The sequence below is a fragment of the Micromonospora sp. CPCC 205554 genome, from assembly GCF_036902745.1.
Lineage (GTDB): Bacteria > Actinomycetota > Actinomycetes > Mycobacteriales > Micromonosporaceae > Micromonospora > Micromonospora tulbaghiae.
Map to the genome: position 1 here is coordinate 525627 of NZ_JBAKHP010000003.1, position 21979 is coordinate 547605.

Here is a 21979-nt window from a genome sequence, read left to right on the forward strand (position 1 = left end):
AGAAGGCCGGCGGATGTCGAACCGGGTGACGTTACCCGGATCAGCTTGACGTTTGCTGTGAACAGGAGCAAGGTATGCCTGCCCTAACTTAGCGATGACGGAGTGCTGATGTTCGCCACGTACCTGATCGGCCTGCGCGAGGGCCTGGAAGCGACGCTCGTGGTCAGCATCCTCGTCGCCTTCCTGGTCAAGTCGCAGCGCCGGGACCGGCTGCCGCAGGTGTGGGCCGGCGTCGGCCTGGCCGTGGCGCTCTCCGTCGGCTTCGGCTCCCTGATCCAGTACACGTCCACCTCGCTGCTGCGCACCTCCGAGTCGCGCGAGCTGTTCGAGGCGGTCACCTCGGTCGCCGCCGTGGTCTTCGTGACCTGGATGATCTTCTGGATGCGCCGGGCCGCCCGGACCATCGCCGGTGAGCTGCGCGGCAAGCTCACCGACGCGCTCGCGGTCGGTTCCCTGGCCGTCGCCGGCATGGCGTTCCTCGCCGTGATCCGCGAGGGCCTGGAGACCGCGCTGATCTTCTACGCCGCGGCCGAGAGCGCGGCCGGCGGCGCCGGTCCCGGTTCGCTGCTCGCCCTGGCCGGCGGCATCGCCACCGCCGTCGTGATCGGATTCCTGCTCTACCGCAGCGCGGTACGGATCAACCTGGGCCGGTTCTTCACCTGGACCGGCGCGCTGCTCATCCTGGTCGCCGCCGGCATCCTCAAGTACGGCGTGCACGACTTCCAGGAGGCCGGCGTGCTGCCCGGCCTGAACGACCTCGCATTCGACATCTCGACCACGCTCGACCCTGGTTCCTGGTACGGCGCGCTGCTCGCCGGCATGTTCAACGTCACCGCCGCGCCGACGGTGCTGGAACTGGTCGCCTGGGTCGCGTACGCGGTGCCGGTGCTCGTCCTCTTCCTGCGCAGGCCGGCCCAGCCCGTGCAGCCCGCCAAGTCGGTGCTGCCCGCTCAGTCCACCGAGCCGGCTGCCGATCCGGCCGACGTCGCCGCCGTTCCGTCCCCCCGCTCCTGACCCGCCCGTTCCCGAGGAGACCCCGCACGATGCGTACCACTCGACTCGTCGCGCCCGCCGCCGCCGGGCTGCTCGCCGTCGCCGGACTGACCGGCTGCGGGGGTGGTGACGACGCCGACGCCACGAACGGCGGGCCGATCGCCGTCAAGGCCACCGACACCGTCTGCGAGGTCGGCGACACCGAGATCGACGCCGGCCAGGTGACCTTCAAGGTGACGAACACCGGATCCAAGGTCAACGAGTTCTACGTCTACGCGGCCGGTGACCGGGTGATGGGCGAGGTGGAGAACATCGCCCCCGGCCTCAGCCGCGAGCTGCGGGTCGAGCTGACCGCCGGCACGTACGAGACGGCCTGCAAGCCGGGGATGAGCGGCCGGGGCATCCGGGGCGCGCTGAAGGTCTCCGGCACCGCGGCGACCGTCGCGCCGGACGCCGCGCTGACCCAGGCCACCGAGAGCTACCAGCGGTACGTGCGCAGCCAGACCGCCGCGCTGCTGACGAAGACCGAGGAGTTCGTGGCAGCGGTCAAGGCGAACGACGTGGCCAAGGCCAAGGCGCTGTACCCGGTGGCCCGCACCTACTGGGAGCGGATCGAGCCGGTCGCGGAGAGCTTCGGCGACCTCGACCCGAAGATCGACGGCCGCGAGGAGGTGGTCGAGGAGGGCATGGAGTTCACCGGCTTCCACCGGATCGAGAAGGACCTCTGGACCACCGGGGACGTGAGCTCCGACGGCGCGATCGCCGACCGGCTCCTGGTCGACGTGAAGGCGATCGTCGCCAAGGCGGACGCCGAGAAGCTCACCCCGCTCCAGCTCGCCAACGGCGCCAAGGCGCTGCTCGACGAGGTCGCCAGCGGCAAGATCACCGGCGAGGAGGAGCGCTACTCGCACACCGACCTCTGGGACTTCAACGCCAACCTGGAAGGCTCGAAGGCGGCGATCGCCGCGCTGCGCCCGGCGCTGGAGCAGCGCGCGCCCGACCTGGTCAAGCAGCTCGACAGCGAGTTCGCGAACGTGGAGGCCACGCTCGGCAGGCACCGGGCCGGCGACGGCTGGAAGCTGCACACCCAGCTCGGCAAGGCCGAGCTGAAGGAGCTGTCGGACGCGGTGAACGCGCTGGCCGAGCCGGTCAGCAAGGTCGCGGCGGCCGTCGCGCGATGACCGGCCCGGACGGCGGTGACGCGACGAGCGAGCCGAACAGCCGGCGGACCGGACGTGGCCTGTCCCGGCGCCGGGCGATGACCCTGGCCGGCGTCGGCGTGGCAGGCGTCGCCGGGGTGGCGGGCGGCGCGGGCGCGCTGCTCGCCGGCGGGAACGAGGCGTCCGCGACCGGATCGGCGGCCGGTTCCGTGCCGTTCCTCGGCGAGCACCAGGCCGGCATCACCACCCCGGCCCAGGACCGCTTGCACTTCGTCGCGTTCGACGTGGTCACCAAGGACCGGGACCGGCTGGTCGCGATGCTCCAGGAGTGGACCGCCGCCGCGGCCCGGATGACCGCCGGCAAGGACGCCGGGGTGATCGGCGCGGTCGGCGGCATGCCCGAGGCCCCGCCGGACGACACCGGCGAGGCGCTCGGACTGCCCCCGTCGCAGCTCACCCTCACCGTGGGATTCGGGCCGTCGCTGTTCCGCGACGCGCAGGGCCGCGACCGCTTCGGCATCGCCGCCCGGCGTCCGGCCGCCCTGGCCGACCTGCCGCACTTCGCCGGGGACGCGCTGAAGCCGGAACTGTCCGGCGGCGACCTCTGCGTCCAGGCGTGCGCCAACGACCCGCAGGTGGCGGTGCACGCCATCCGCAACCTCGCCCGGATCGGCATGGGCGTGGTGAGTGTCCGCTGGTCGCAGCTCGGCTTCGGGCGTACCTCGTCGACGTCGCGGGACCAGGCCACACCCCGCAACCTGTTCGGCTTCAAGGACGGCACCGCCAACCTCAAGGCCGAGGACGCCGGCCTGCTCCGCGACCAGCTCTGGGTGCAGCCCGGCGACGGTCCGGACTGGATGACCGGCGGCTCCTACCTGGTCACCCGGAAGATCCGGATGCTGATCGAGACGTGGGACCGCAGCCCGCTGGCCGAACAGGAGATGATCGTCGGCCGGACCAAGGGCAGCGGCGCCCCGCTGGGCCGCCGCGACGAGTTCGACGAGCCGGACTTCGCCGCCGAGGGCGACGACGGCGAGCCGCTCATCGCCGGCACCGCCCACGTACGGCTGGCCCACCCCGACCAGAACGACGGCGCCCGCCTGCTGCGCCGCGGCTACAACTTCGTGGACGGCTCGGACGGGCTGGGCCGGCTCGACGCCGGCCTGTTCTTCATCGCCTACCAGCGGGATCCGCGCCGGCAGTTCGTGCCGATCCAGACCCGGCTGGCCCGCAACGACGCGATGAACGAATACCTGCGGCACGTCTCCAGCGGCCTGTTCGCCTGCCCGCCCGGCGTACGCGACGCCGCCGACTGGTGGGGGCGGGCGCTGTTCGCCTGAGCCCGGCTCAGCGGCGTACCGGATCGGGGCCGGCGTCCGGGACGGCGGACCGCAACCGGCCGGTGGCCGGCGCGGCGGGACGCAGGGCGGCCGGCGCGACGGCGTGCGGCACGGTGGCCGGGGCCGCGACCAGCTCCGGCCAGAGCGTGGCGGTGACCGTCCGGGCACGGCCCAGCCGGAGCGCGGCCCGGCGCCCCCGCTCGGCCAGCACGGCGGACAGGTAGACCCAGTCCGGCGCGGACCACGGCGGGGGCGGCGAGGTGACCGCCGCGACCTCCGCCCACAGCGCCCGGCCCAGCCGGGAGCGGTCCGGCTCGGCGAGCTGAGGCAGCCGGTCCAGGTACTGCCGGGCGGCCAGCGCCAGCCCGTCGTCGAACCGGGTCAGGTCGAGCGTGGCCGCCCAGGCCAGCAGCGGCGGCGGAGCCGGCGGCAGCGGCCGCCACAGCGCGGCGCCCCGGCTGTGCACCACGATCGTGCCGGCGACCAGGTCGCCCAGCCGCCGGCCGCGCGGGTCGGTGAGCATCACCGTGACGCTCGCGACCCAGCTCAGCAGCGGCAGCACCAGCCCGGGCCACTCCACCGCGACGCCCACGAGCGCCCGGGTCAGCGACTGGCCCACCCCCACCGGGCCGCCGTCGGCCCGCACCACGCGCAGCCCCACTGCGAGCTTGCCCACCGTCCGGCCACCGGCGAAGCGTTCCATCACCACCGGATAGCCGAGCAGGACCAGCACCAGCAGCACGGTCTGGAGCGCGCCGGCCAGCGCGGCGTCGAGGACGTCGCCCAGCAGGGCGAGCGCCACCATCGCCAGCACCGCGCCGAGCAGCAGGAACAGCCCGAGCTGGATCACGGCGTCGATCAGCAGGGCGAGCACCCGGGAACCCAGCCGGGCCACCCGGACGTCCAGCTCCACCGCCTCGCCGCTGACCAGACCGGCGTCGGCCCAACGGGGCGGTGGGGGAGGTTGCGCGCGCACCCCGACAGTGAACACCATGGACGCCGAACGGGGGAGGCTGAGTGGATCTCGACGCGTACGTGGCCGAGCACGGCGCCGAATGGCGGCGGCTGGAACACCTGACCGGCCGGCGTCGCCTCGACGCGGCCGAGGTCGACGAACTGGTGGCGCTCTACCAGCGCAGCGCCACGCACCTCTCCGCGCTGCGCGCCCGGGCGCCCGAGCCGGCGCTGGTGAACCGGCTGTCCCACCTGGTCCTCGCGGCACGCGCCCGGGTCACCGGCCGGCCCCGGCCGTCCTGGGCGGCGGTGGGCCGGTTCCTGGCCGCCGACCTGCCCGCCGCCCTCTACCGGGCCTGGCCCTGGTGGTGCGGCGTGGCCACGGCGTTCAGCGCCCTGAGCGCCTTCCTCATCTGGTTCGTCGCCGGCAACCCGGACACCGCCGCCGCGTTCGTCGGCCCCGAGGCGGCGCGGCAGCTCGTGGACTCCGGTTTCGCGGGTTACTACACCGAGTTCGCCGCGCCCACGTTCGCGTTCCACCTGTGGACGCACAACGCCTGGCTGGCCGCCCAGTGCCTGGCCGCCGGCGTGCTCGTGGTCCCGGTGCTCTGGCTGCTGTGGCAGAACGCGCTCAACATCGGCGTGGTCGGCGGCGTGATGATCTCCTACGGCCGGGCGGACGTCTTCTTCGGCATGATCACCCCGCACGGGCTGCTGGAGCTGACCGGCATCTTCGTCGCCGCCGGGGTCGGACTGCGGACCGCCTGGGCGTGGATCGCCCCGCCCGCGCACCTCGGGCGTGGCCGGGCGGTCGCCGAGGCGGGACGGCTCGCCGTCGTGGTCGCGGCCGGCCTGGTCGGCGTCTTCGCGGTCTCCGCGCTGATCGAGGCGTTCGTGACCCCGGCGCCCGTGCCGGTCCCGCTGCGGGTGGCCGCCGGCGCCGCCGTGTGGCTGGCGTTCCTGGCGTACGCGCTGGTGCTCGGCCGGCGTGCGGTCAGAGCTGGCCGAGGGACTTGAGCCGCAGGTAGGTGTCGGCGACGGCCGGGGCCAGCCGGTGCCCCGGAACGTCCACCACCGTCACGCCGTAGCGCGACAGGGCGGCACGCACCCGGTCCCGTTCGGCCAGCGCCCGCCACGCCGACGCGGCCGCGTACGGGTCGTCCGGGCCGGCCGGGGTGGCGGTGGCGAGCCGGTTCAGCACCGGGTCACCTGCGGCGGCCAGCACCACCCGGTGCCGGGTCGCCAGCCGGGGCAGCACCGGCAGCAGCCCGTCGCCGATCGCGCCCGCCTCCAGCGCGGTGAACAGCACCACCAGGCTGCGCTGCCGCTCCCGGCGCAGCACCTCCGCCGCGATCAGCTCGAAATCGGTCTCGGCCAGCGCGGGCTGCAACGGCGCCACCGCGTCGACCAGCCGGGCGAGCAGCGCCGGACGACCGCTGCCGGCCACCCGGGCCCGGATCTCGGTGTCCGCCGCCAGCAGGTCCACCCGGTCACCGGCCCGGGCGGCGAGCGCGGTGAGCAGCAGCGCCGCGTCGATGGCGGTGTCGAGCCGGGGCTCGTCGCCGAGGCGTACCGCCGACGTGCGGCCGGTGTCCAGGACGCAGACCAGACGCCGGTCCCGCTCCGGGCGCCAGGTGCGCACCAGCACGTCGGCGCGGCGGGCGCTGCCCCGCCAGTCGATCGAGCGGACGTCGTCGCCCACCGCGTACTCGCGCAGCGTGTCGAACTCGGTGCCGTGGCCGCGCCCCCGGGTCACCTGCACACCGTCGATGACCCGCAGCCGGGCCAGCTTCTCCGGCAGGTGCCGGCGGGAGTCGAAGCGCGGCAGCACCCGCAGCGTCCACTGCGGTGTGGCGGGCGCTCCGGCGTGCTGCCGGGCGCCCAGGCGCATCGGCCCGAGCGAGCGTACGGTCAGCGCCACCGCCGGCCGGTCGCCGCGCCGGGTCGGGGTGAGCCGGACCGGCAGCGTGGCGGTGCCACCGGGCGGCACCGTGAGCAGGCGATCCGGCGGCACGTCGGGGCGCGCCCCGGCCGAGGGCACCCAGGCGTCGCGTACCTGGGCGTACAGCGTGCGCTCGGTGGGGTTGGCCAGGTGCAGCGTGACGGTGGCGGTGCCGCCGAGGCGGACCGTCCGCTCGCCGGAGCGGGTCACCGTGAGCGCGTCCGGCGGGACCGCCATCGCCCGGTCGAGCAGCACCAGCAGCAGCACTGCCGCGGTCAGCACGGCGACGCCGAGGAACGGCGCCGGCCAGGCCGGCAGGGTCAGCGCGCCCACGCCGAGCAGCAGACCCGCCCGCCAGGTCATCGCGGCGTCGGCACGGTGGCCAGCACGGAGTCCAGCACGGCGTCGACCGTCACGCCCTCCAGTTCCGCCTCCGGACGCGGGCGCAGCCGGTGCCGCAGCGTGGGCCGGGCGACCGCCTTCACGTCGTCCGGGGTGACGTGGTCGCGGCCGGCCAGCCAGGACCACGCCTTGGCGGTGTTGAGCAGCGCGGTGGCGCCCCGCGGGGACGCGCCCAGCTCCAGCGCCGGGGCGGACCGGGTGCCCCGGCACAGGTCCACGATGTAGCCGAGCACCGGCTCGGCCACGTGCACCATCCGCACCTCGGCCCGCGCGGCGGCCAGGTCCGACGCGTCGGCCACCGGCCGTACGCCCGCGGCACGCAGGTCGCGCGGGTCGAAGCCCGCGTGGTGCGCCCGCAGCACGCCCAGCTCCTCCTCCCGCTCCGGCAGCGGCACCGTCAGCTTGAGCAGGAAACGGTCGAGCTGTGCCTCGGGCAGCGGGTAGGTGCCCTCGTACTCGACCGGGTTCTGGGTGGCCGCGACGATGAACGGGTCGGGCAGCGGACGGCGCTCGCCCTCGACGGAGACCTGCCGCTCCTCCATCACCTCCAGCAGCGCCGACTGCGTCTTGGGCGGAGTGCGGTTGATCTCGTCGGCGAGCAGCAGGTTGGTGAAGACCGGCCCCTCCCGGAACGTGAACGCGGCGGTGCGCTGGTCGAAGATCAGCGAGCCGGTGACGTCGCCCGGCATCAGGTCGGGGGTGAACTGCACCCGCTTGGCGTCCAGGTCGAGCGCGGCGGCCAGCGTCCGGACCAGCAGCGTCTTGGCCACCCCCGGTACGCCCTCCAGCAGCACGTGCCCCCGGCAGAGCAACGCGATCACCAGGCCGGTGACCACGGCGTCCTGCCCGACGACGGCCTTGGCGACCTCGGCACGCAGCCGGTGCAGGGCGGCGCGGGCGCCGGACGGGGCGGTGGTCGTGACGGGTCCGGTCACCGGGGGTCTCCTTCGCTGGGATGCGGGGCCAGGGTACGGGTCAGTGCGTCCAGTTCGCGGGCCAGCTCCAGCAGCTCGCGGTCCTTCTCCGGGGCGGGGCCGTAGAGCAGGTCGGCCACCCGTTCCGGGTCGGCGCCGGCGCGTTCGGCGACCCGGGCGGCCACCTCGTCGTCGGGCGTGCCCGGGGGCAGGTTGAGCCGGGTCACCAGCCGGTCCAGCGCGGCGGCGCGCAGCGTCCCGGCGACGGTGTCCCGGGCGCCCGCCCGGCGGTAGAGCCGCGCCCGGCCGCGTACCGTCTCGGCGGACCGGACGGTCACCGGCAGCGGCTCCGACACCGGCGGCCCGAGCCGGCGGGCCCGCCACAGCACCACGAGCAGGCCGGCCAGGGCGAGCTGCACCAGGAGCGCCCAGAACCACTGCGGGAAGGCGCCCCAGAGCGGGTTCTCCCGCGGCGGGTCGGCACGCTCGGGCGGGTCGGGCCGTTCCGACCCGCCGCTGCCGGCCGGGGCGGGCTCCTCGGTGAAGGGTTCCGGGGACCAGCTCGGGCGCGTCGGGGCCGGCGCCGGCTCGGGCAGGTCGAGCCAGACCAGCGGGCGGTCGCCGCCGAGCAGGCCGGTGGCGAGGGCCTCGTTGCCCCACTCGCCGATCCGGTCGTTGCGGAACGGGTCGCTCGCGCCGGCCAGCACCACCTCGACCCGGCCGGGGACGCGCAGCAGCGCGCCGCCGTAGCAGTGGTCCACCTCGGCCGGTCCGGCGTAACGCTGGAGGTCGATCGCGGCCGTGCCGGCCCGTACCGCCTCGGGCAGCGGGCACGGCGTGCCGCCGGCGTCCGGCGGCACCGCCCGGGCGGCCCAGCGCCCGCCGGCCGGGTCGACCGGGGTGTCCAGCTCGGCGAGCACCCGCCGGGAGGGCTCGACGAGCACCAGCCGGCTGCCGGGCGGCAGGACGGTCAACCCGTCGAGCAGCTCCGGGTGCACCAGCCCGGGCGCGGGCACGAACAGCGTGCTCGGCTCGGCCCTGGCGGTACGCAGCGCCGCCGCCAGGTCCGTCTCCCGGCGCACCGCGACGCCCTGGGTCCGCAGCGCCTCGGCGAGCCGGCTGGCGCCGTCGTCGTCGGTGGCGACCGGGGACAGGAAACCGGGCTCGTCCGCGTCGGGCCGGTCGACCGTGCGCAGCACGAGCGTGGTCAGAATCAGCAGCACGGCGAGCCCGAGCGGGACGAGCAGCCGGTACGTGCGCCGGCGCGGCACCGCCGTGGCCGTCGCCGCCGTCGCGGTCTCCGGTACGACTGTTGCGGTCACCGCGGCGCCTCCCCGGTCAGCTCGCGACTCAGGTCGGTGGCGAGTTCACGCATCCGCCGGTCGTGCGCGGCGGTCGCGGGGCGCTGGGCGTACCAGAGGTCGGAGAAGATCGCACCGGCCGCGTGCAGCGTCGGCCGGACCTGCGGCCGGGCGCGGGCCGCCGCCTCGGTCAGCTCGACGACGGTGAGCCCGGGGCGGGGTTCCACCACCTGCCGGAGGACCAGCAGCCGGACCATCTCGCGCAGCCGTTCCCGCACCGCCTCGGCGTACCGGCCCTCGGCCGCCAGCCGGTCGGCCAGTCCGGGTCCGGCCGCTGCCGGTTCCGGCAGCCGGGGCGCGGGCAGGCGCACGGCCGGCGGGTCGGTGCGGGCTCGGCGGGCACGCCGCCGGGGGCGCCGGAACCGGGGCAGGCGGAACCGGGGCAGCCGTGGGCGCCGCAGCCGGGGGAGACCGAACCGGGGCAGCCGGCGGGGCACCCAGGCCGGGAAGAAATACCAGCCCAGCGCCACCAGCAGCGCGACCGCCAGCAGGATCAGCGCGGCCAGCGGCAGCGGCACCACGTCACCGAGGGCCGCGACCGTCTCGGTCCACCACCGGCTCACCGGTGTGCCGCCAGCAGGACCGGCTCGGGCACGCCGGCCGGCGCGCGGGAGAGCCGGATGTCCAGTCCCTCGGTGCGGATCCGGGTCTCCAGGTGCAGCACCGCGTCGAGGCAGGCGAGCGCCGGGTACGCCAGCGCGTTCACCGCGGTGAAGGCGGCGATCGTCACCGGCAGCGCCCAGGCCGAGACGTCGAACAGGCCCAGCATGTTCAGGCCCTGGTAGACGCCCAGCCCGATGCCGAGCCGGATCAGCCACCAGCCCAGGTACCCCAGCAGCCGGATCGCGGCGGCCCGCGCGCTGACCCGGCCGGCCAGGCGTACCGCCCGCCAGGGCACCAGGTGCGCGGGCACCCCGTCCAGCACCAGCACGGGCACCACCAGGCCGAGCAGCGCGTACGCCGGGAACCAGCCCGGCCCGGTCAGCGCGGCGGCGGTGACGGTCAGCCCGACCAGGCCGGCGACCGGCAGTGCCGCGCCGAGCCGGGCGCCGCGCAGCAGCTCCCACGGCGCCGGACGGCGGCCCAGCAGCGCCGCGCCGGCGCCGCGCGCGGCCGGGGCGCCGAGCAGCGCGACGATCGCGGCTTCGGTGCCGGCGCCGGCCGCCAGCAGCAGCCAGTAGCCGGGAAGGGAATCGCCGAACTCGGCCGGCCACCAGTACGGCGGTTCGGTCCCGGCGAGCATCCGCAGCGGGTGGAGCACCGCCTGTTCGGCGAGAGCCAGCAGGAGGGCGAGCGGGACGAGCACCCGGGCCTGGTCGCGCAGCAGCAGCACGGCCGCGTCGAGCAGTTCACCGACGGTCAGCGGACGGTGCGGCAGCACCGCGGTCGGGCCGGCGTCGGGCACGCGTACTCCTGGGCGGGGCGAGCGGAGGTGGCGGGCGGGGCGACGCCCGGGGATCATGGTTGCACGGCGGGTCCGCATCCGGTGGACCCGTCCGACCCGGCGCGCCACGCTGGGCGGCCACGCCGACTTGCTGTGGTGCACGGGGCCGCTCGGCGCTACGGTGCCGTGGAGACGCCGAACACTCCAGACGAACGGGGATGGAACGATAAACCCCATGAGAGCCCGGGTACTCGTGGTCGACGACGACCCCGCCCTCGCCGAGATGCTCGGCATCGTGCTGCGCAGCGAGGGCTTCGTGCCGTCCTTCGTCGCGGACGGCGAACGGGCGCTGGCCGCGTTCCGCGACAACCGACCCGACATCGTCCTGCTCGACCTGATGCTGCCGGGCATGAGCGGCATCGATGTGGCCCGCGCCATCCGGGGCGAGTCCGGCGTGCCGATCGTGATGCTGACCGCCAAGAGCGACACCGTCGACGTGGTGCTCGGGCTGGAGTCCGGTGCCGACGACTACGTGGTCAAGCCGTTCAAGCCCAAGGAGCTGGTGGCCCGGATGCGGGCCCGGCTGCGCCGGGGCGAGGACGTGGCGCCGGAGATGCTGACCATCGGCCCGCCCGGCAACCAGATCACCATCGACGTGCCGGCCCACACGGTCAGCCGCGACGGCGAGGAGGTGAAGCTGACGCCGCTGGAGTTCGACCTGCTGGTCGCGCTCGCCCGCAAGCCGCGCCAGGTCTTCACCCGCGAGGTGCTGCTGGAGCAGGTCTGGGGCTACCGCCACGCGGCGGACACCCGCCTGGTCAACGTGCACGTGCAGCGGCTGCGCGCCAAGATCGAGCCGGATCCGGAGCGACCCGAAATCATCCTCACCGTGCGGGGCGTGGGCTACAAGGCGGGCACCGGATAGCCTGGTCAGCACTGTGGTGACCACCCCGCTGCCCGACCCGCAGACCGCCGCGCCCCGCCGGCTCCACGCCGTGCGGGCGCTCTGGCTCGCCCTGACCGGCCGGGTCGCCCGGCTGGTGGCAGCGGTGCACCAGGCGTGGCGACGGTCGCTCCAGGTCCGTGTGGTCACCATCACGCTGGTGGCGTCGAGTCTGCTGGTGGGCGGTTTCGCCTACCTGATCGCCGACAAGATCACGAGCATCCTGCTGGAGAACGCCGAGACCGACGTGCGGCTGCGGCTGAGCAACGGCAGCGAGTACGCGGCCAAGCAGTTCAACCTCTACAGCCAGCCGCAGGAGGCGCAGCTCCAGAACACCATCGACGGGACCGTCAACTACCTGGCCGGCGGAGACCCCACCCAGACCAGCGGCGTGGTGGTGGCGATCACCGCCGACAACTTCGCCGAGTTCATCGAGCCGCGTACCACGCCGGACGTGCCGGTGGGCGCGGTGATCGGCGACGAGCTGCGGGCCACGGTCGCCTCCGGCAAGGTCGCGCACCAGATCCGTACCGGCTCGCTCGGCGGCGAGCGGACGAAATACCTGGTCTACGGCTCCCCGGTGCCCACCAAGTTCGGGCAGGTCGAGCTCTACTACCTCGTACCCCTGGCCCGGCAGGACGCGACGGCGGCCGACGCCCGGGCCACGGTGGTCGCGACCGGCGTCGCGCTGGTGCTGCTGCTCGGCCTGCTGGCCGCGCTGGTCACCCGCCTGGTGGTGACGCCGGTACGGGTCGCCGCGCGCACCGCGCAGCGGCTCTCCGCCGGCCTGCTCGACCAGCGCATGGTGGTCTCCGGCGAGGACGACCTCGCCCTGCTGGCCGCCTCGTTCAACCAGATGGCGACGAACCTGCAACGGCAGATCCTCCGGCTGGAGGAGATGTCCCGGCTGCAACGCCGGTTCACCTCCGACGTCTCGCACGAACTGCGGACACCGCTGACCACGGTACGGATGGCCGCCGACCTGATCTTCGCCGAGCGCGACGAGTTCGACCCCGCTGTGGCCCGCAGCGCCGAGCTGCTCCAGGCCGAGCTGGACCGGTTCGAGGAACTGCTCACCGACCTGCTGGAGATCAGCCGGTTCGACGCCGGTTTCGCGGTGCTGGACAGCGAGCCGACCGACCTGGTGCCGGTGGTGCACCGGGTGACCGAGCGGCTGGCCGGGCTGGCCGAGCGGGTCGGGGTGACCATCGAGCTGGACCTGCCGGACAGTCCGGTGATCGCCGAGGTCGACCCGCGCCGCGTCGAGCGGGTGCTGCGCAACCTGGTCGGCAACGCGGTCGAGCACGGCGAGGCGAAGCCGGTGCGGATCACCCTGGGCCAGGACCAGAGCGCGGTGGCGATCACCGTGCGGGACCACGGCGTCGGCCTCAAGCCGGGGGAGGAGAAGCTGGTGTTCAACCGCTTCTGGCGGGCCGACCCGTCGCGCGCCCGGCAGACCGGCGGCACCGGGCTGGGCCTGTCGATCAGCCTGGAGGATGCCCGGCTGCACGGCGGCTGGCTGGAGGCGTGGGGCGCGCCGGGGCAGGGCGCGCAGTTCCGGCTCACCCTGCCGGCCCGGGCCGGGGACCGGCTCACCACCTCCCCGCTGCGGCTGGTGCCGGCCGACGCCACGGTGCCGTTCGGTGGCCCGCGCGACGGCGGGCTGCCCGCCGTCGGGCCCGGCGGCGGCGTCGCGGCGCTGACCGCCGGACCGGCCGGCGGCGACCACGCGGAGGCGCGGCCGTGAACCGCCGCGTCCTGGCCCTGCTGGTGTCCGGCGCGCTGCTGCCGGCCGCGCTCGCCGGATGCGGCATCCCGGACGAGACCGACGTGCAGGTGGACGGCTCGGTGCCGGCCGCCGAGTCCGGTGCGCTCAACGGCAGCCCGGCCCGGCCGCCCGAACCGGCCGACAGCAGCGAGCCGGTGCCGTTCATCGAGAACTACCTGCGGGCCGCCGCCGCGGGGGAACGCGACCAGGCGTACGACCGGGCCCGGAAGTTCCTCGCCGCGGAGGCCCAGGACGTGCTTCCGGGCAAGCCGCAGACCAGCGAGGTCGAGCTGACAGTGGTGCGGCTGCGGGAGAAGCCCGAGAGCACGCCGCCCAACAACCAGGGCACCAGCACCGTGACGCTCAAGGTGCAGCAGGTGGGCGTGCTGCGGGCCGACGGCACGCTCGGCCCGCCGGTGGCGAGCGAGACGCAGTACGCCTTCGAGCTGCGCCGGGCCGAGCCGGCGGGCACCGGCCTGCTGATCACCGAGCTGCCGAACGTGCTGCTGGCCAGCGACTCGGCGATGCGCGAGTACTACCGTCCCCGCACCGTCTACTTCTGGAACACCGACCTGACCCGGCTGGTGCCGGACCAGCGCTACCTGCCCTCGTCCGCGCCGACCGAGCGGCGGATCACCGAGGTGATGAAGTGGCTGGCCGACCGCCCGTCGGACTGGCTGTCCCCCGGCGTCACCGGGCTGCCCGACGGCACCCAGCTGATCAACAACGCGACCGGCGCGGACGGCCACTGGGAGATCAACCTGAACATGCCGGGCGCCAACGAGCAGCGGCTGACCCGGCTCGGCACCCAGCTTGCGTGGTCCCTGTCGGACCTGGACGGCCAGGTCGACCTGAAGATCCAGAACCAGAAGCGGCTCACCGTCGACCTGCGGCGCGAGCGGGTCTCCACCGCCGCCTATCCACGCGGCGGCGACCCGATGCGGTTCGCCGTCTACGACGGCGCCGTCCGTCCCCTGGCGTTCGGCAACGAGTCCCGGGCCGCCGTGCCGCTGCCGCCCGCGGAGAACCGCAACGTGGTCTCGGCGTCGCTCGCCCGCGCCGACGACCAGGTGCTCGCCGCGCTCGTGGTGACCGGGTCGGACAACCGCAGGCGGCTCAAGGTGGGCACCGGCCCGGATCCGGTCACGACGCTCAACCCAGGCGACCGGACGTTCCGGACGATGAGCCGTCCCACCTGGCTGCGGTCGCTGAACAAGGCCCGCCCGGCGGGTCTGGTGGCGGCGGACGGCCGGCTCTACCGGTTCGACGGCGCGGGCCGGACGAGCGAGATCCCGCTGTCCGTCCCCGGGCCGGTGACGGCTGTCGCCGGTTCCCTCGACGGGCACCGGATCGCGCTGGCCTCCGGCGGCGCGGTCTTCGTCGCCGCGGTGAGCGTCGACGGCGGCGTGGTCAGCCTGGGGCAGCCCCGCCGGGTGACCACGCTGCTCACCGGCGTGACCGTGGTGGACTGGGTGGCGGAGAACGAGCTGGCGCTGGCCGGCAACGAGGCGGACCGGCGCTCGGCGATCCACCAGCTCAGCGTCGACGGCGCCTGGGAGACCCCGCTGGCGGTGGAGATCGGCGCCCCGGTGACCCAGCTCGCCGGGTATCCGGGCGGCGGCGACCGCGGCCTGGCCGCGTTCTCGTTCATGTTCGAGACGGACGGCGCGGCCTGGCGGAACAACCCGTTCGACTACGTCAAGCGGGAGCAGGTGCTCGACGTTCCGTCGGGCAGCCGGGCGACCAACCCGACCGCGCCGTTCTTCCTCTACTGACCCGCCCGTGCGTGACCTCGGCGGGCTCTGGTCGGACCTGACCGACCTGGTGCTGCCCGCCGGGTGCGCGGGCTGCGGTGCGGGGTCGGTACGGCTGCGGCAGGGCTTCTGCAGCGGCTGCGTGCGGGAGCTGGAGTCGCTGCGTCCCGCACCTGCCCGGCCCGATCCGGCCCCGCCCGGCCTGCCGCCCTGCGTCGCGCTCGGTCCGTACGGCGGCGCGTTGCGCGAGGGGCTGCTGGCGTACAAGGAAAAGGGCCGGCACGGGCTGGCCCGGCCGTTGGGCGCGCTGCTCGCCGAGGTGGTCGCCGCGGCGGCGGGGGCACCCCGCCCGGTGGCGCTCGTGGCGGTGCCTGACACCGCCCGCGCCGCCCGGGCACGCTACGGCGACCACCTGGACCGGCTGGTCCGGCCGGCGGCGGCCCGGTTGCGTGCGGCCGGCTGGCCGGTACGCGTGCTGCGTCCGCTGCGCGCGCTGCCCCGCACCGACTCGGTGGCGCTGGACAGCGCCGGGCGTGCCGCCGCGGCCGAGACCGCGTTCCGGCTACGCCGCCCGCTCACCGGCAGGCGGCCGGGGGAGACCGTCGTGCTGCTCGACGACATCGTCACCACCGGCGCCACGCTGGCGGCGGTGAGCCGGATGTTGCACCGCGCGGGAATGACGCCAAAGGCCGCGGCGGTGCTCGCCGCAACGCAAAAGCGGCACCGTCGGTGACGCTTCGTGTATCCGTTTCACCCCATGGTGTATGAGCTGTTAAATTTCGCGACCGCCTTCGGCAACCAGGGGTGACGGGTGGCCGTACAGGAGTTAGCGTTTCGGTGTCGGGGGTAGTGAGTGTCAAACCTTCCCCCGGCACTGGAAGGAGGCGTAGCCGAACAACACCGGTCGACGCCGAGCGGGGCCCTCCCGGGTGCGTCGGCCGGATCTGATCCGGACCGAACGACCGTCCGAACAAGGGAGGTCACGTGGACATCGTGGTCAAGGGCCGTAACGTCGAAGTGCCGGACCATTACCGGGTGCACGTAGCCGAGAAGCTCGCGAAGATCGAACGCTACGACCAGAAGCTCATTCGCGTGGACGTCGAGTTGTTCCACGAGCGCAATCCACGCCAGGCGGACACCTGCCAGCGGGTGGAGATCACGTGCGTGACGCGCGGCCCGGTGATCCGGGCCGAGGCCTGCACGAACGACTTCTACAGCGCGCTCGACGCCGCAATCGCCAAGTTGGACACGCGATTCCGCCGCGCGGCGGACCGTCGCCGGGTACACCGCGGGCGGCACGCGCCGATCTCCGTGGCCGCCGCGACCGCCGGTCTGCCGGTGGCCGATCTCGACGGCCCGGGGTTGGCGGCGCTCGACGGCCACGGCACCGCCACAGCGGTCGCCGAACGCCCCGACGAGAGCGGCTACACCGAACCCGACGACCAGCCGTGGCACATCGCCCGGGCGAAGGTCCACCCCGCCGAACCGATGACCGTCGACGACGCGCTGTTCCAGATGGAACTGGTCGGCCACGACTTCTACCTGTTCCAGGACAAGGAGTCCGGCCGCCCGAGCGTGGTCTACCGGCGGCACGCGTACGACTACGGGATCATCCAGCTCGACACGTGACCCCTTGACCGGCGAGGACGGGCCCCGCGCAGGGGTCCGTCCTCAGTCCTCGTCGGTGGCCAGGCGGCCGTAGACCACCGAGTCGACACGGCCGCCGTCCGGGCCGGGCAGCCGGCCGCGCAACAGCCCCTCACGCCGGAAGCCGGCCCGCTCCAGCACCCGCTGCGAGGCGACGTTGTCCGGCCGGGTGCCGGCCCACAGCCGGGCCACTCCGACACCGAACGCCCATCCCGAGACCAGCCGGACCGTCCGGGCCGCCAGCCCGCGCCCGCGCGCCTCGGGCAGCAGGCTGTAGCCGACCATGGCCTGCCCGGTGGCCGGCTCGTCGTAGAACAACGCGCAGCCGCCGACGACAGCGCCGGTGGCCGCGTCGAGGATCGCCAGGTCGGCGGCCTCGCCGGCCAGCCAGCGGCTCGCCGCCAGCCGGCAGCGGCGCGCGAGCGCCGCCCGCTGCGGCGCCACCGGCGGCACCCGGTTCGCCACCACCTCCGGCAGCGAGTGCAGCCGGAACAGCGCGTCCGTGTCCGCCGGCTCCACCGGACGCAGCGTCACCACACCGTCGGTGAGCCGGCCGTCGGGCAGGTCCGGCAGCAGGCGGGCGACCGGACCGGGCGGGTCGTCGGCCAGCCGCACCCAGGCGATCAGATCCTGGCGTACGCCGTCGCCGTCCGCGCCCGCCGCCCGGCGTACGCCCTCGTGCCGGTAACCGCAGCCCAGCGCGATGCGCTGGCTCGCCACGTTGTCGACGCGGGTGAGCAGCTCCAGCCGGGCCGCCCCGGCGGCGAACGCCCGCTCGGTCAGCAGCCGGGTGGCAGCCGTGGCCACACCCCGGCCGCGCGCCGCCGGTCTCACCCAGTAACCGATCTCGTACGTGGCCCGCTCCGCGCTGAGCCGGGTCAGCCCGATGCTGCCGAGCAGCCGGTCGGTCGCCGGGTCGGCGATCGTGTACGCGGCACCGCCCGCCGCCCACGCCGCGGGCGCGCCCTCGGTGATCCACCAACGGGCGGCGTCGGCGTCGTACGGGTCCGGCAGCAGGGGCATGAACCGGCGGGTCTCCGGATCGGCGCACCCGGCCACCATCTCGGGCACGTCCGCGAGGTGGCACGGCCGCAGCCGTACGCCGTACCCCTCGATCGTCTCCGGGGTCACGTCAGGTCGCCCGGCAGCAGCGCGCCGATCCAGACGTCCTGCCGCTCGCCGCGGTGCTGGACGCCGCCGCGCAGCGTGCCCTCGACGGTGAAGCCCGCCTTCTCGGCGGCCCGGCGCGAGGCGGTGTTGCCCACGTTCGCCCGCCATTCGATCCGGGCCAGGCCGAGCGTGGTGAAACCCCAGGTGCAGACCGCGGCGAGAGCGGCCGGCAGGTAACCCCGGCCGCGCGCGTGCGGCGCGGTCATGTAGCCCACGTCGGCCACCAGCGGGTCGTTCGGCAGCAGGCGCAGGTCGACCGAGGCGACGTAGCGGTCGTCCGGGTCGGCCACGGCGAACGTCGCGGCGGTGCCCCGGGCCCAGGCCGGGCGCACCAGGTCGTGCAGGAAGCCCTCGGCGTGCTCGGGCCGGTACGGGTGCGGCACCGTGGTCCAGCGGACGGTCTGCTCGTCCTGGCAGGTGCGGGTCACCTCGGCCAGGTCGCGTTCCTCCAGCGCGCGCAGCCGCAGTTCGGTGGCCCCGGCAGTGGCGAACAGGACCGGCTGCGGCCGGCCGAAGACCGCCGCCCGGCGGGCCTGCAGCGTGTCCGGCCCGTAGGGGACCGGATCGCCGGCGGCGGCGACCTCGCCGGGGAGCAGCGAGCCGATCCAGCCCTCGGACCGGCCGCCCTCGGAGGGGTGGGCGAGCCGCAGCTCACCGTCGATCCGGAAGCCGGCGCGCAGCGCGACCAGCCGGGAGGCGTGGTTGCCGATCTCGGCCTGCCAGGTGAGCCGGCGCAGCTTGAGCGCGTCGAACGCCCAGCGGGCGAGCGCGCGGGTCGCGCGGACCGCGACGCCCCGGCCCCGGGCCCACGGCGCGGTCCAGTAGCCCACCTCGGCCGAGTCCCGCGCGCGGTCGACGGAGACCAGGCCGAACGAGGCGAGCAGCTCACCGGTGCCGGCGTCGCAGACCGCGAAGAGCGCCCCGGTGCCCTCGGCCCAGGCGGTGGCGCTGATCGTGGTGACGTACTCGGTCGCGTGCTCCGGCAGATACGGGCGAGGTACGGTGGTCCAGCGCTGGATGTCCGGATCCTGGCAGGCGCGGTGCACCGCGTCGGCGTCCTCCGCGCGCCACGGGCGCAGCAGCAGGCCGTCCTCGATGATCTCCACAGGCTGCATTCGAGCCATCGTGCCGGATCGTTCGCGCACGGCGTAACCCGATTAGCGGCCCGGTGGCGCACGGTCGCGGCGTTATGTCGGGTTCCGGAGCCCGGACCGCCGCCACCAGTGACCATCGTCGCGTCGGAGCGCCTACGATGGTTCGAGACCGTCTAGGGGAGCGTTGATCCGTGTCGATTCTGGAAAAGTTCCTTCGCGCCGGCGAGGGCCGCATGGTGCGTCGGCTGAAGGCCATCGCTGCCGCCGTCAACTCGATCGAGGACGACTACGTCAACCTCAGCGACGACGAGCTGCGCGCCATGACCGACCAGTTCAAGGAGCGGCTCGAGGATGGCGAGACCCTCGACGACCTGCTGCCCGAGGCGTTCGCGGTGTGCCGGGAAGCCGCCTCGCGGGTTCTCGGCCAGCGCCCCTACGACGTCCAGGTGATGGGTGGCGCGGCGCTGCACTTCGGCAACATCGCCGAGATGAAGACCGGTGAGGGCAAGACGCTCACCTCGGTCATGCCGGTCTACCTGAACGCGCTCGCCGGCAAGGGCGTGCACGTGATCACGGTGAACGACTACCTGGCCGAGCGCGACGCCGCCTGGATGGGCCGCGTCCACGAGTTCCTCGGCCTGCGCGTCGGCGTGGTGCTGCCCAACCGGCCCGCCAGCGAGCACCGCGCGGCCTACGAGTGCGACATCACCTACGGCACCAACAACGAGTTCGGCTTCGACTACCTGCGCGACAACATGGCCTGGTCGAAGGACGAACTGGTCCAGCGCGGCCACTTCTTCGCCGTGGTCGACGAGGTCGACTCGATCCTGATCGACGAGGCGCGTACCCCGCTGATCATTTCCGGTCCGGCCGAGCACTCCGCCCGGTGGTACCAGGAGTTCGCCGCCATGGTGGCCCGGCTCCAGCCCGGCACCGACGGCGAGGGCGACTACGAGGTCGACTACGCCAAGCGCACCATCGCGATCACCGAGCGCGGCGTGGCCAAGGTGGAGGACCGCCTGGGCATCGACAACCTGTACGAGTCGGTGAACACCCCGCTGGTCGGCTACCTGAACAACGCGATCAAGGCCAAGGAGCTCTACAAGCGCGACAAGGACTACATCGTCAGCGACGGTGAGGTCCTGATCGTCGACGAGTTCACCGGCCGCATCCTGCACGGCCGCCGCTACAACGAGGGCATGCACCAGGCGATCGAGGCCAAGGAGGGGGTGGAGATCAAGCAGGAGAACCAGACGCTCGCCACCATCACCCTCCAGAACTACTTCCGCCTCTACGAGAAGCTCTCCGGCATGACCGGTACCGCCCAGACCGAGGCGGGCGAGTTCAACAAGGTCTACAAGGTCGGCGTCGTGACCATCCCGACGCACCGGCCGATGGTCCGGCTCGACCGGCCCGACGTCATCTACAAGACCGAGAAGGCCAAGTTCAACGCCGTCGTCGAGGACATCGCCGAGCGGCACGTGCAGGGCCAGCCGGTGCTGGTCGGCACCGTCTCGGTGGAGAACTCCGAGATCCTGTCGCACATGCTGCGCCGCCGCGGCATCCCGCACTCGGTGCTGAACGCGAAGTTCCACGCCAAGGAGGCGGAGATCGTCGCGCAGGCCGGGCGCAAGGGCGCGGTCACCGTCGCGACCAACATGGCCGGCCGCGGTACGGACATCCTGCTCGGCGGCAACCCCGAGTTCCTCGCCGCGAACGAGCTGCGCCAGCGCGGGCTCGACCCGGTCGAGCAGCCGGAGGAGTACGCCAAGGCGATGGAGGAGATCCTCCCGACCTGGAAGCAGGCGTGCGACGTCGAGGCGGAGGAGGTCGCCGCCGCCGGTGGGCTCTACGTGCTGGGCACCGAGCGGCACGAGTCCCGCCGGATCGACAACCAGCTGCGCGGTCGCGCCGGCCGGCAGGGTGACCCGGGCGAGTCCCGCTTCTACCTGTCGCTCCAGGACGAGCTGATGAAGCGCTTCCGGGCCGGCGCGGTCGAGGCCGTGATGGACCGCTTCAACATCCCGGAGGACGTGCCCATCGAGTCGAAGATGGTCACCCGCCAGATCAGGAGCGCCCAGGCCCAGATCGAGGGCCAGAACGCCGAGATCCGCAAGAACGTCCTCAAGTACGACGAGGTGCTGAACAAGCAGCGCCAGGTGATCTACGCCGAGCGCCTCCGGGTGCTCAACGGCGAGGACCTGTCCGACCAGGTCCGCAACATGATCGACGACGTGGTGACCGCGTACGTGGTCGGCGCGACGAGCGACGGCTACGCCGAGGACTGGGACCTCGACCAGCTCTGGTCGAGCCTGAAGCAGCTCTACCCGGTCGGTATCACAGTCGAGGAGCTGGAGGAGGAGGTCGGTTCCCGCTCCGGCATCGACCAGGACTTCCTGCTCGCCCGCCTGAAGGAGGACGCGCACGCCGCGTACGACAGGCGCGAGGAGAACCTCGGCGAGGAGGCGGTGCGCCAGCTCGAGCGCATGGTCCTGCTCCAGGTGATCGACCGTAAGTGGCGCGAGCACCTCTACGAGATGGACTACCTCCAGGAGGGCATCAGCCTGCGGGCCTACGCCCAGCGCGACCCGGTCATCGAGTACCAGCGCGAGGGCTTCGACATGTTCGCCTCCATGATGGACGGCATCAAGGAGGAGACGGTCGGCTTCCTCTACAACCTGGACGTCCAGGTCGAGGAGGCGGAGCCGGAGGCCGAGGAGGTGCAGCTGCTGGAGAAGCCGGTGGAGATCCGGGCCAAGGGTCTCAACCGCGCGCCGCAGCAGCAGGGCCTGCAGTATTCCGCGCCCGCCGTGGACGGCGAGGCCGGCCGGGGCGCCCCGGTGATCGAGCGGCCCGAGCAGCAGGCCCCGGCGCTCGGCATCGGCCAGCAGTCCTCGGAGCGTCCGGCCGCCTCCACGCCGCGCCGTACTCCCGGTGCGGCGGCCGGGGCGAGCGGCCAGGCGGTCGCCGCGAGCACCGCCCGGCGAGCCGCGCCGGGCCAGGTCGACGGCGGCGAGGGTCCGTCCCGGAACGCGCCCTGCCCGTGTGGCTCCGGCCGCAAGTACAAGCGCTGCCACGGTTCCCCCAACGGCGGCAACTGACCCCGAACAAGTGCCCCGACGGGCCCCGGCCTTCCGGCCGGGGCCCGTCCCC

Annotated in this window: 18 protein-coding genes; 10 read left to right on the forward strand and 8 right to left on the reverse strand. The window is 74.1% G+C overall.

The annotated features are described in order from the left end of the window. Positions 1 to 108: 108 nt before the first annotated feature. Genes efeU through efeB form a run of 3 tightly spaced genes read left to right on the forward strand, consistent with a single transcriptional unit; the run spans position 109 to position 3493 of the window. Positions 109 to 1014 carry an iron uptake transporter permease EfeU gene (gene efeU / locus V6U82_RS08415; RefSeq protein WP_334460234.1) on the forward strand — a complete coding sequence of 302 codons (906 nt, stop codon included), beginning with the start codon at positions 109 to 111 and terminating at the stop codon, positions 1012 to 1014. A 29-nt stretch (positions 1015 to 1043) separates the two neighbouring features. After that, positions 1044 to 2174, forward strand: a complete 1131-nt coding sequence (gene efeO / locus V6U82_RS08420; protein WP_334460238.1) for an iron uptake system protein EfeO — start codon at positions 1044 to 1046, stop codon at positions 2172 to 2174. Continuing rightward, positions 2171 to 3493, forward strand: coding sequence for an iron uptake transporter deferrochelatase/peroxidase subunit (efeB, locus tag V6U82_RS08425; protein ID WP_334460240.1), 1323 nt, complete (start codon positions 2171 to 2173; stop codon positions 3491 to 3493). The genes efeO and efeB overlap by 4 nt, the downstream gene beginning before the upstream one ends. A 7-nt stretch (positions 3494 to 3500) precedes the next feature. Here the strand turns inward: efeB and V6U82_RS08430 are convergent, their stop codons facing one another. Continuing rightward, complete coding sequence (locus V6U82_RS08430) at positions 3501 to 4469, reverse strand: RDD family protein (RefSeq protein ID WP_334460242.1); 969 nt, start codon at positions 4467 to 4469, stop codon at positions 3501 to 3503. A 41-nt stretch (positions 4470 to 4510) separates the two neighbouring features. Between V6U82_RS08430 and V6U82_RS08435 the strand changes: the two genes are divergently transcribed. Continuing rightward, complete coding sequence (locus tag V6U82_RS08435) at positions 4511 to 5464, forward strand: stage II sporulation protein M (RefSeq protein WP_334460243.1); 954 nt, start codon at positions 4511 to 4513, stop codon at positions 5462 to 5464. Here V6U82_RS08435 and V6U82_RS08440 read toward each other — a convergent pair. Genes V6U82_RS08440 through V6U82_RS08460 form a run of 5 tightly spaced genes read right to left on the reverse strand, consistent with a single transcriptional unit; the run spans position 5442 to position 10471 of the window. Continuing rightward, positions 5442 to 6752, reverse strand: a complete 1311-nt coding sequence (locus tag V6U82_RS08440) for a DUF58 domain-containing protein (protein ID WP_334460244.1) — start codon at positions 6750 to 6752, stop codon at positions 5442 to 5444. The genes V6U82_RS08435 and V6U82_RS08440 overlap by 23 nt on opposite strands. Next, the gene (locus tag V6U82_RS08445; protein ID WP_334460245.1) at positions 6749 to 7726 is read right to left on the reverse strand and encodes an AAA family ATPase; all 978 of its coding nucleotides are present in this window, start codon (positions 7724 to 7726) and stop codon (positions 6749 to 6751) included. The genes V6U82_RS08440 and V6U82_RS08445 overlap by 4 nt, the downstream gene beginning before the upstream one ends. Continuing rightward, positions 7723 to 9027: a DUF4350 domain-containing protein gene (locus V6U82_RS08450; RefSeq protein WP_334460247.1), complete on the reverse strand. Its 1305-nt coding sequence runs from the start codon at positions 9025 to 9027 to the stop codon at positions 7723 to 7725. Before V6U82_RS08450 ends, V6U82_RS08445 begins: the two co-directional genes overlap by 4 nt. Further along, positions 9024 to 9629 (reverse strand): DUF4129 domain-containing protein, encoded by a 606-nt coding sequence (locus tag V6U82_RS08455; protein ID WP_334460249.1) that lies wholly within the window; start codon positions 9627 to 9629, stop codon positions 9024 to 9026. Before V6U82_RS08455 ends, V6U82_RS08450 begins: the two co-directional genes overlap by 4 nt. Beyond that, positions 9626 to 10471 (reverse strand): hypothetical protein, encoded by an 846-nt coding sequence (locus tag V6U82_RS08460; RefSeq protein WP_334460250.1) that lies wholly within the window; start codon positions 10469 to 10471, stop codon positions 9626 to 9628. Before V6U82_RS08460 ends, V6U82_RS08455 begins: the two co-directional genes overlap by 4 nt. A 214-nt stretch (positions 10472 to 10685) precedes the next feature. Here V6U82_RS08460 and mtrA point away from each other — a divergent pair, with 214 nt between their 5' ends. The 5 genes from mtrA to hpf all read left to right on the forward strand — a co-directional run bounded on the left by mtrA (position 10686) and on the right by hpf (position 16544). Next, the gene (mtrA, locus tag V6U82_RS08465; protein WP_013284210.1) at positions 10686 to 11375 is read left to right on the forward strand and encodes an MtrAB system response regulator MtrA; all 690 of its coding nucleotides are present in this window, start codon (positions 10686 to 10688) and stop codon (positions 11373 to 11375) included. A 16-nt stretch (positions 11376 to 11391) separates the two neighbouring features. Beyond that, on the forward strand, positions 11392 to 13140 hold the full coding sequence (gene mtrB / locus V6U82_RS08470; RefSeq protein ID WP_436836958.1) for an MtrAB system histidine kinase MtrB: 1749 nt from the start codon (positions 11392 to 11394) through the stop codon (positions 13138 to 13140). Then, a complete protein-coding gene (locus V6U82_RS08475; RefSeq protein ID WP_334460253.1) occupies positions 13137 to 14936 on the forward strand; it encodes an LpqB family beta-propeller domain-containing protein in 1800 nt (599 codons plus the stop codon). Before mtrB ends, V6U82_RS08475 begins: the two co-directional genes overlap by 4 nt. Positions 14937 to 14943: 7 nt before the next feature. Continuing rightward, a complete protein-coding gene (locus V6U82_RS08480) occupies positions 14944 to 15648 on the forward strand; it encodes a ComF family protein (RefSeq protein WP_334460254.1) in 705 nt (234 codons plus the stop codon). A gap of 251 nt (positions 15649 to 15899) precedes the next feature. Then, positions 15900 to 16544 carry a ribosome hibernation-promoting factor, HPF/YfiA family gene (gene hpf / locus V6U82_RS08485; protein ID WP_091418726.1) on the forward strand — a complete coding sequence of 215 codons (645 nt, stop codon included), beginning with the start codon at positions 15900 to 15902 and terminating at the stop codon, positions 16542 to 16544. 42 nt (positions 16545 to 16586) lie between these two features. On the opposite strand, the gene V6U82_RS08490 is transcribed toward hpf, so the two are convergent. After that, on the reverse strand, positions 16587 to 17693 hold the full coding sequence (locus V6U82_RS08490) for a GNAT family N-acetyltransferase (protein WP_334460259.1): 1107 nt from the start codon (positions 17691 to 17693) through the stop codon (positions 16587 to 16589). Beyond that, positions 17690 to 18847, reverse strand: a complete 1158-nt coding sequence (locus V6U82_RS08495; RefSeq protein WP_334460261.1) for a GNAT family N-acetyltransferase — start codon at positions 18845 to 18847, stop codon at positions 17690 to 17692. The genes V6U82_RS08490 and V6U82_RS08495 overlap by 4 nt, the downstream gene beginning before the upstream one ends. Positions 18848 to 19017: 170 nt before the next feature. On the opposite strand from V6U82_RS08495, the gene secA reads away from it, so the two are divergent. Continuing rightward, the gene (gene secA, locus V6U82_RS08500) at positions 19018 to 21927 is read left to right on the forward strand and encodes a preprotein translocase subunit SecA (protein ID WP_334460263.1); all 2910 of its coding nucleotides are present in this window, start codon (positions 19018 to 19020) and stop codon (positions 21925 to 21927) included. The last annotated feature ends 52 nt before the right edge of the window (positions 21928 to 21979 follow it).

Excerpts from the sequence above, each read along its gene's own strand:
- efeO (WP_334460238.1), top strand. The coding sequence starts at position 1,044 with ATGCGTACCACTCGACTCGTCGCGCCCGCCGCCGCCGGGCTGCTCGCC.
- efeU (WP_334460234.1), top strand. The coding sequence starts at position 109 with ATGTTCGCCACGTACCTGATCGGCCTGCGCGAGGGCCTGGAAGCGACG.
- V6U82_RS08440 (WP_334460244.1), bottom strand. The coding sequence starts at position 6,752 with ATGACCTGGCGGGCGGGTCTGCTGCTCGGCGTGGGCGCGCTGACCCTG.
- mtrA (WP_013284210.1), top strand. The coding sequence starts at position 10,686 with ATGAGAGCCCGGGTACTCGTGGTCGACGACGACCCCGCCCTCGCCGAG.
- efeB (WP_334460240.1), top strand. The coding sequence starts at position 2,171 with ATGACCGGCCCGGACGGCGGTGACGCGACGAGCGAGCCGAACAGCCGG.
- V6U82_RS08495 (WP_334460261.1), bottom strand. The coding sequence starts at position 18,847 with ATGCAGCCTGTGGAGATCATCGAGGACGGCCTGCTGCTGCGCCCGTGG.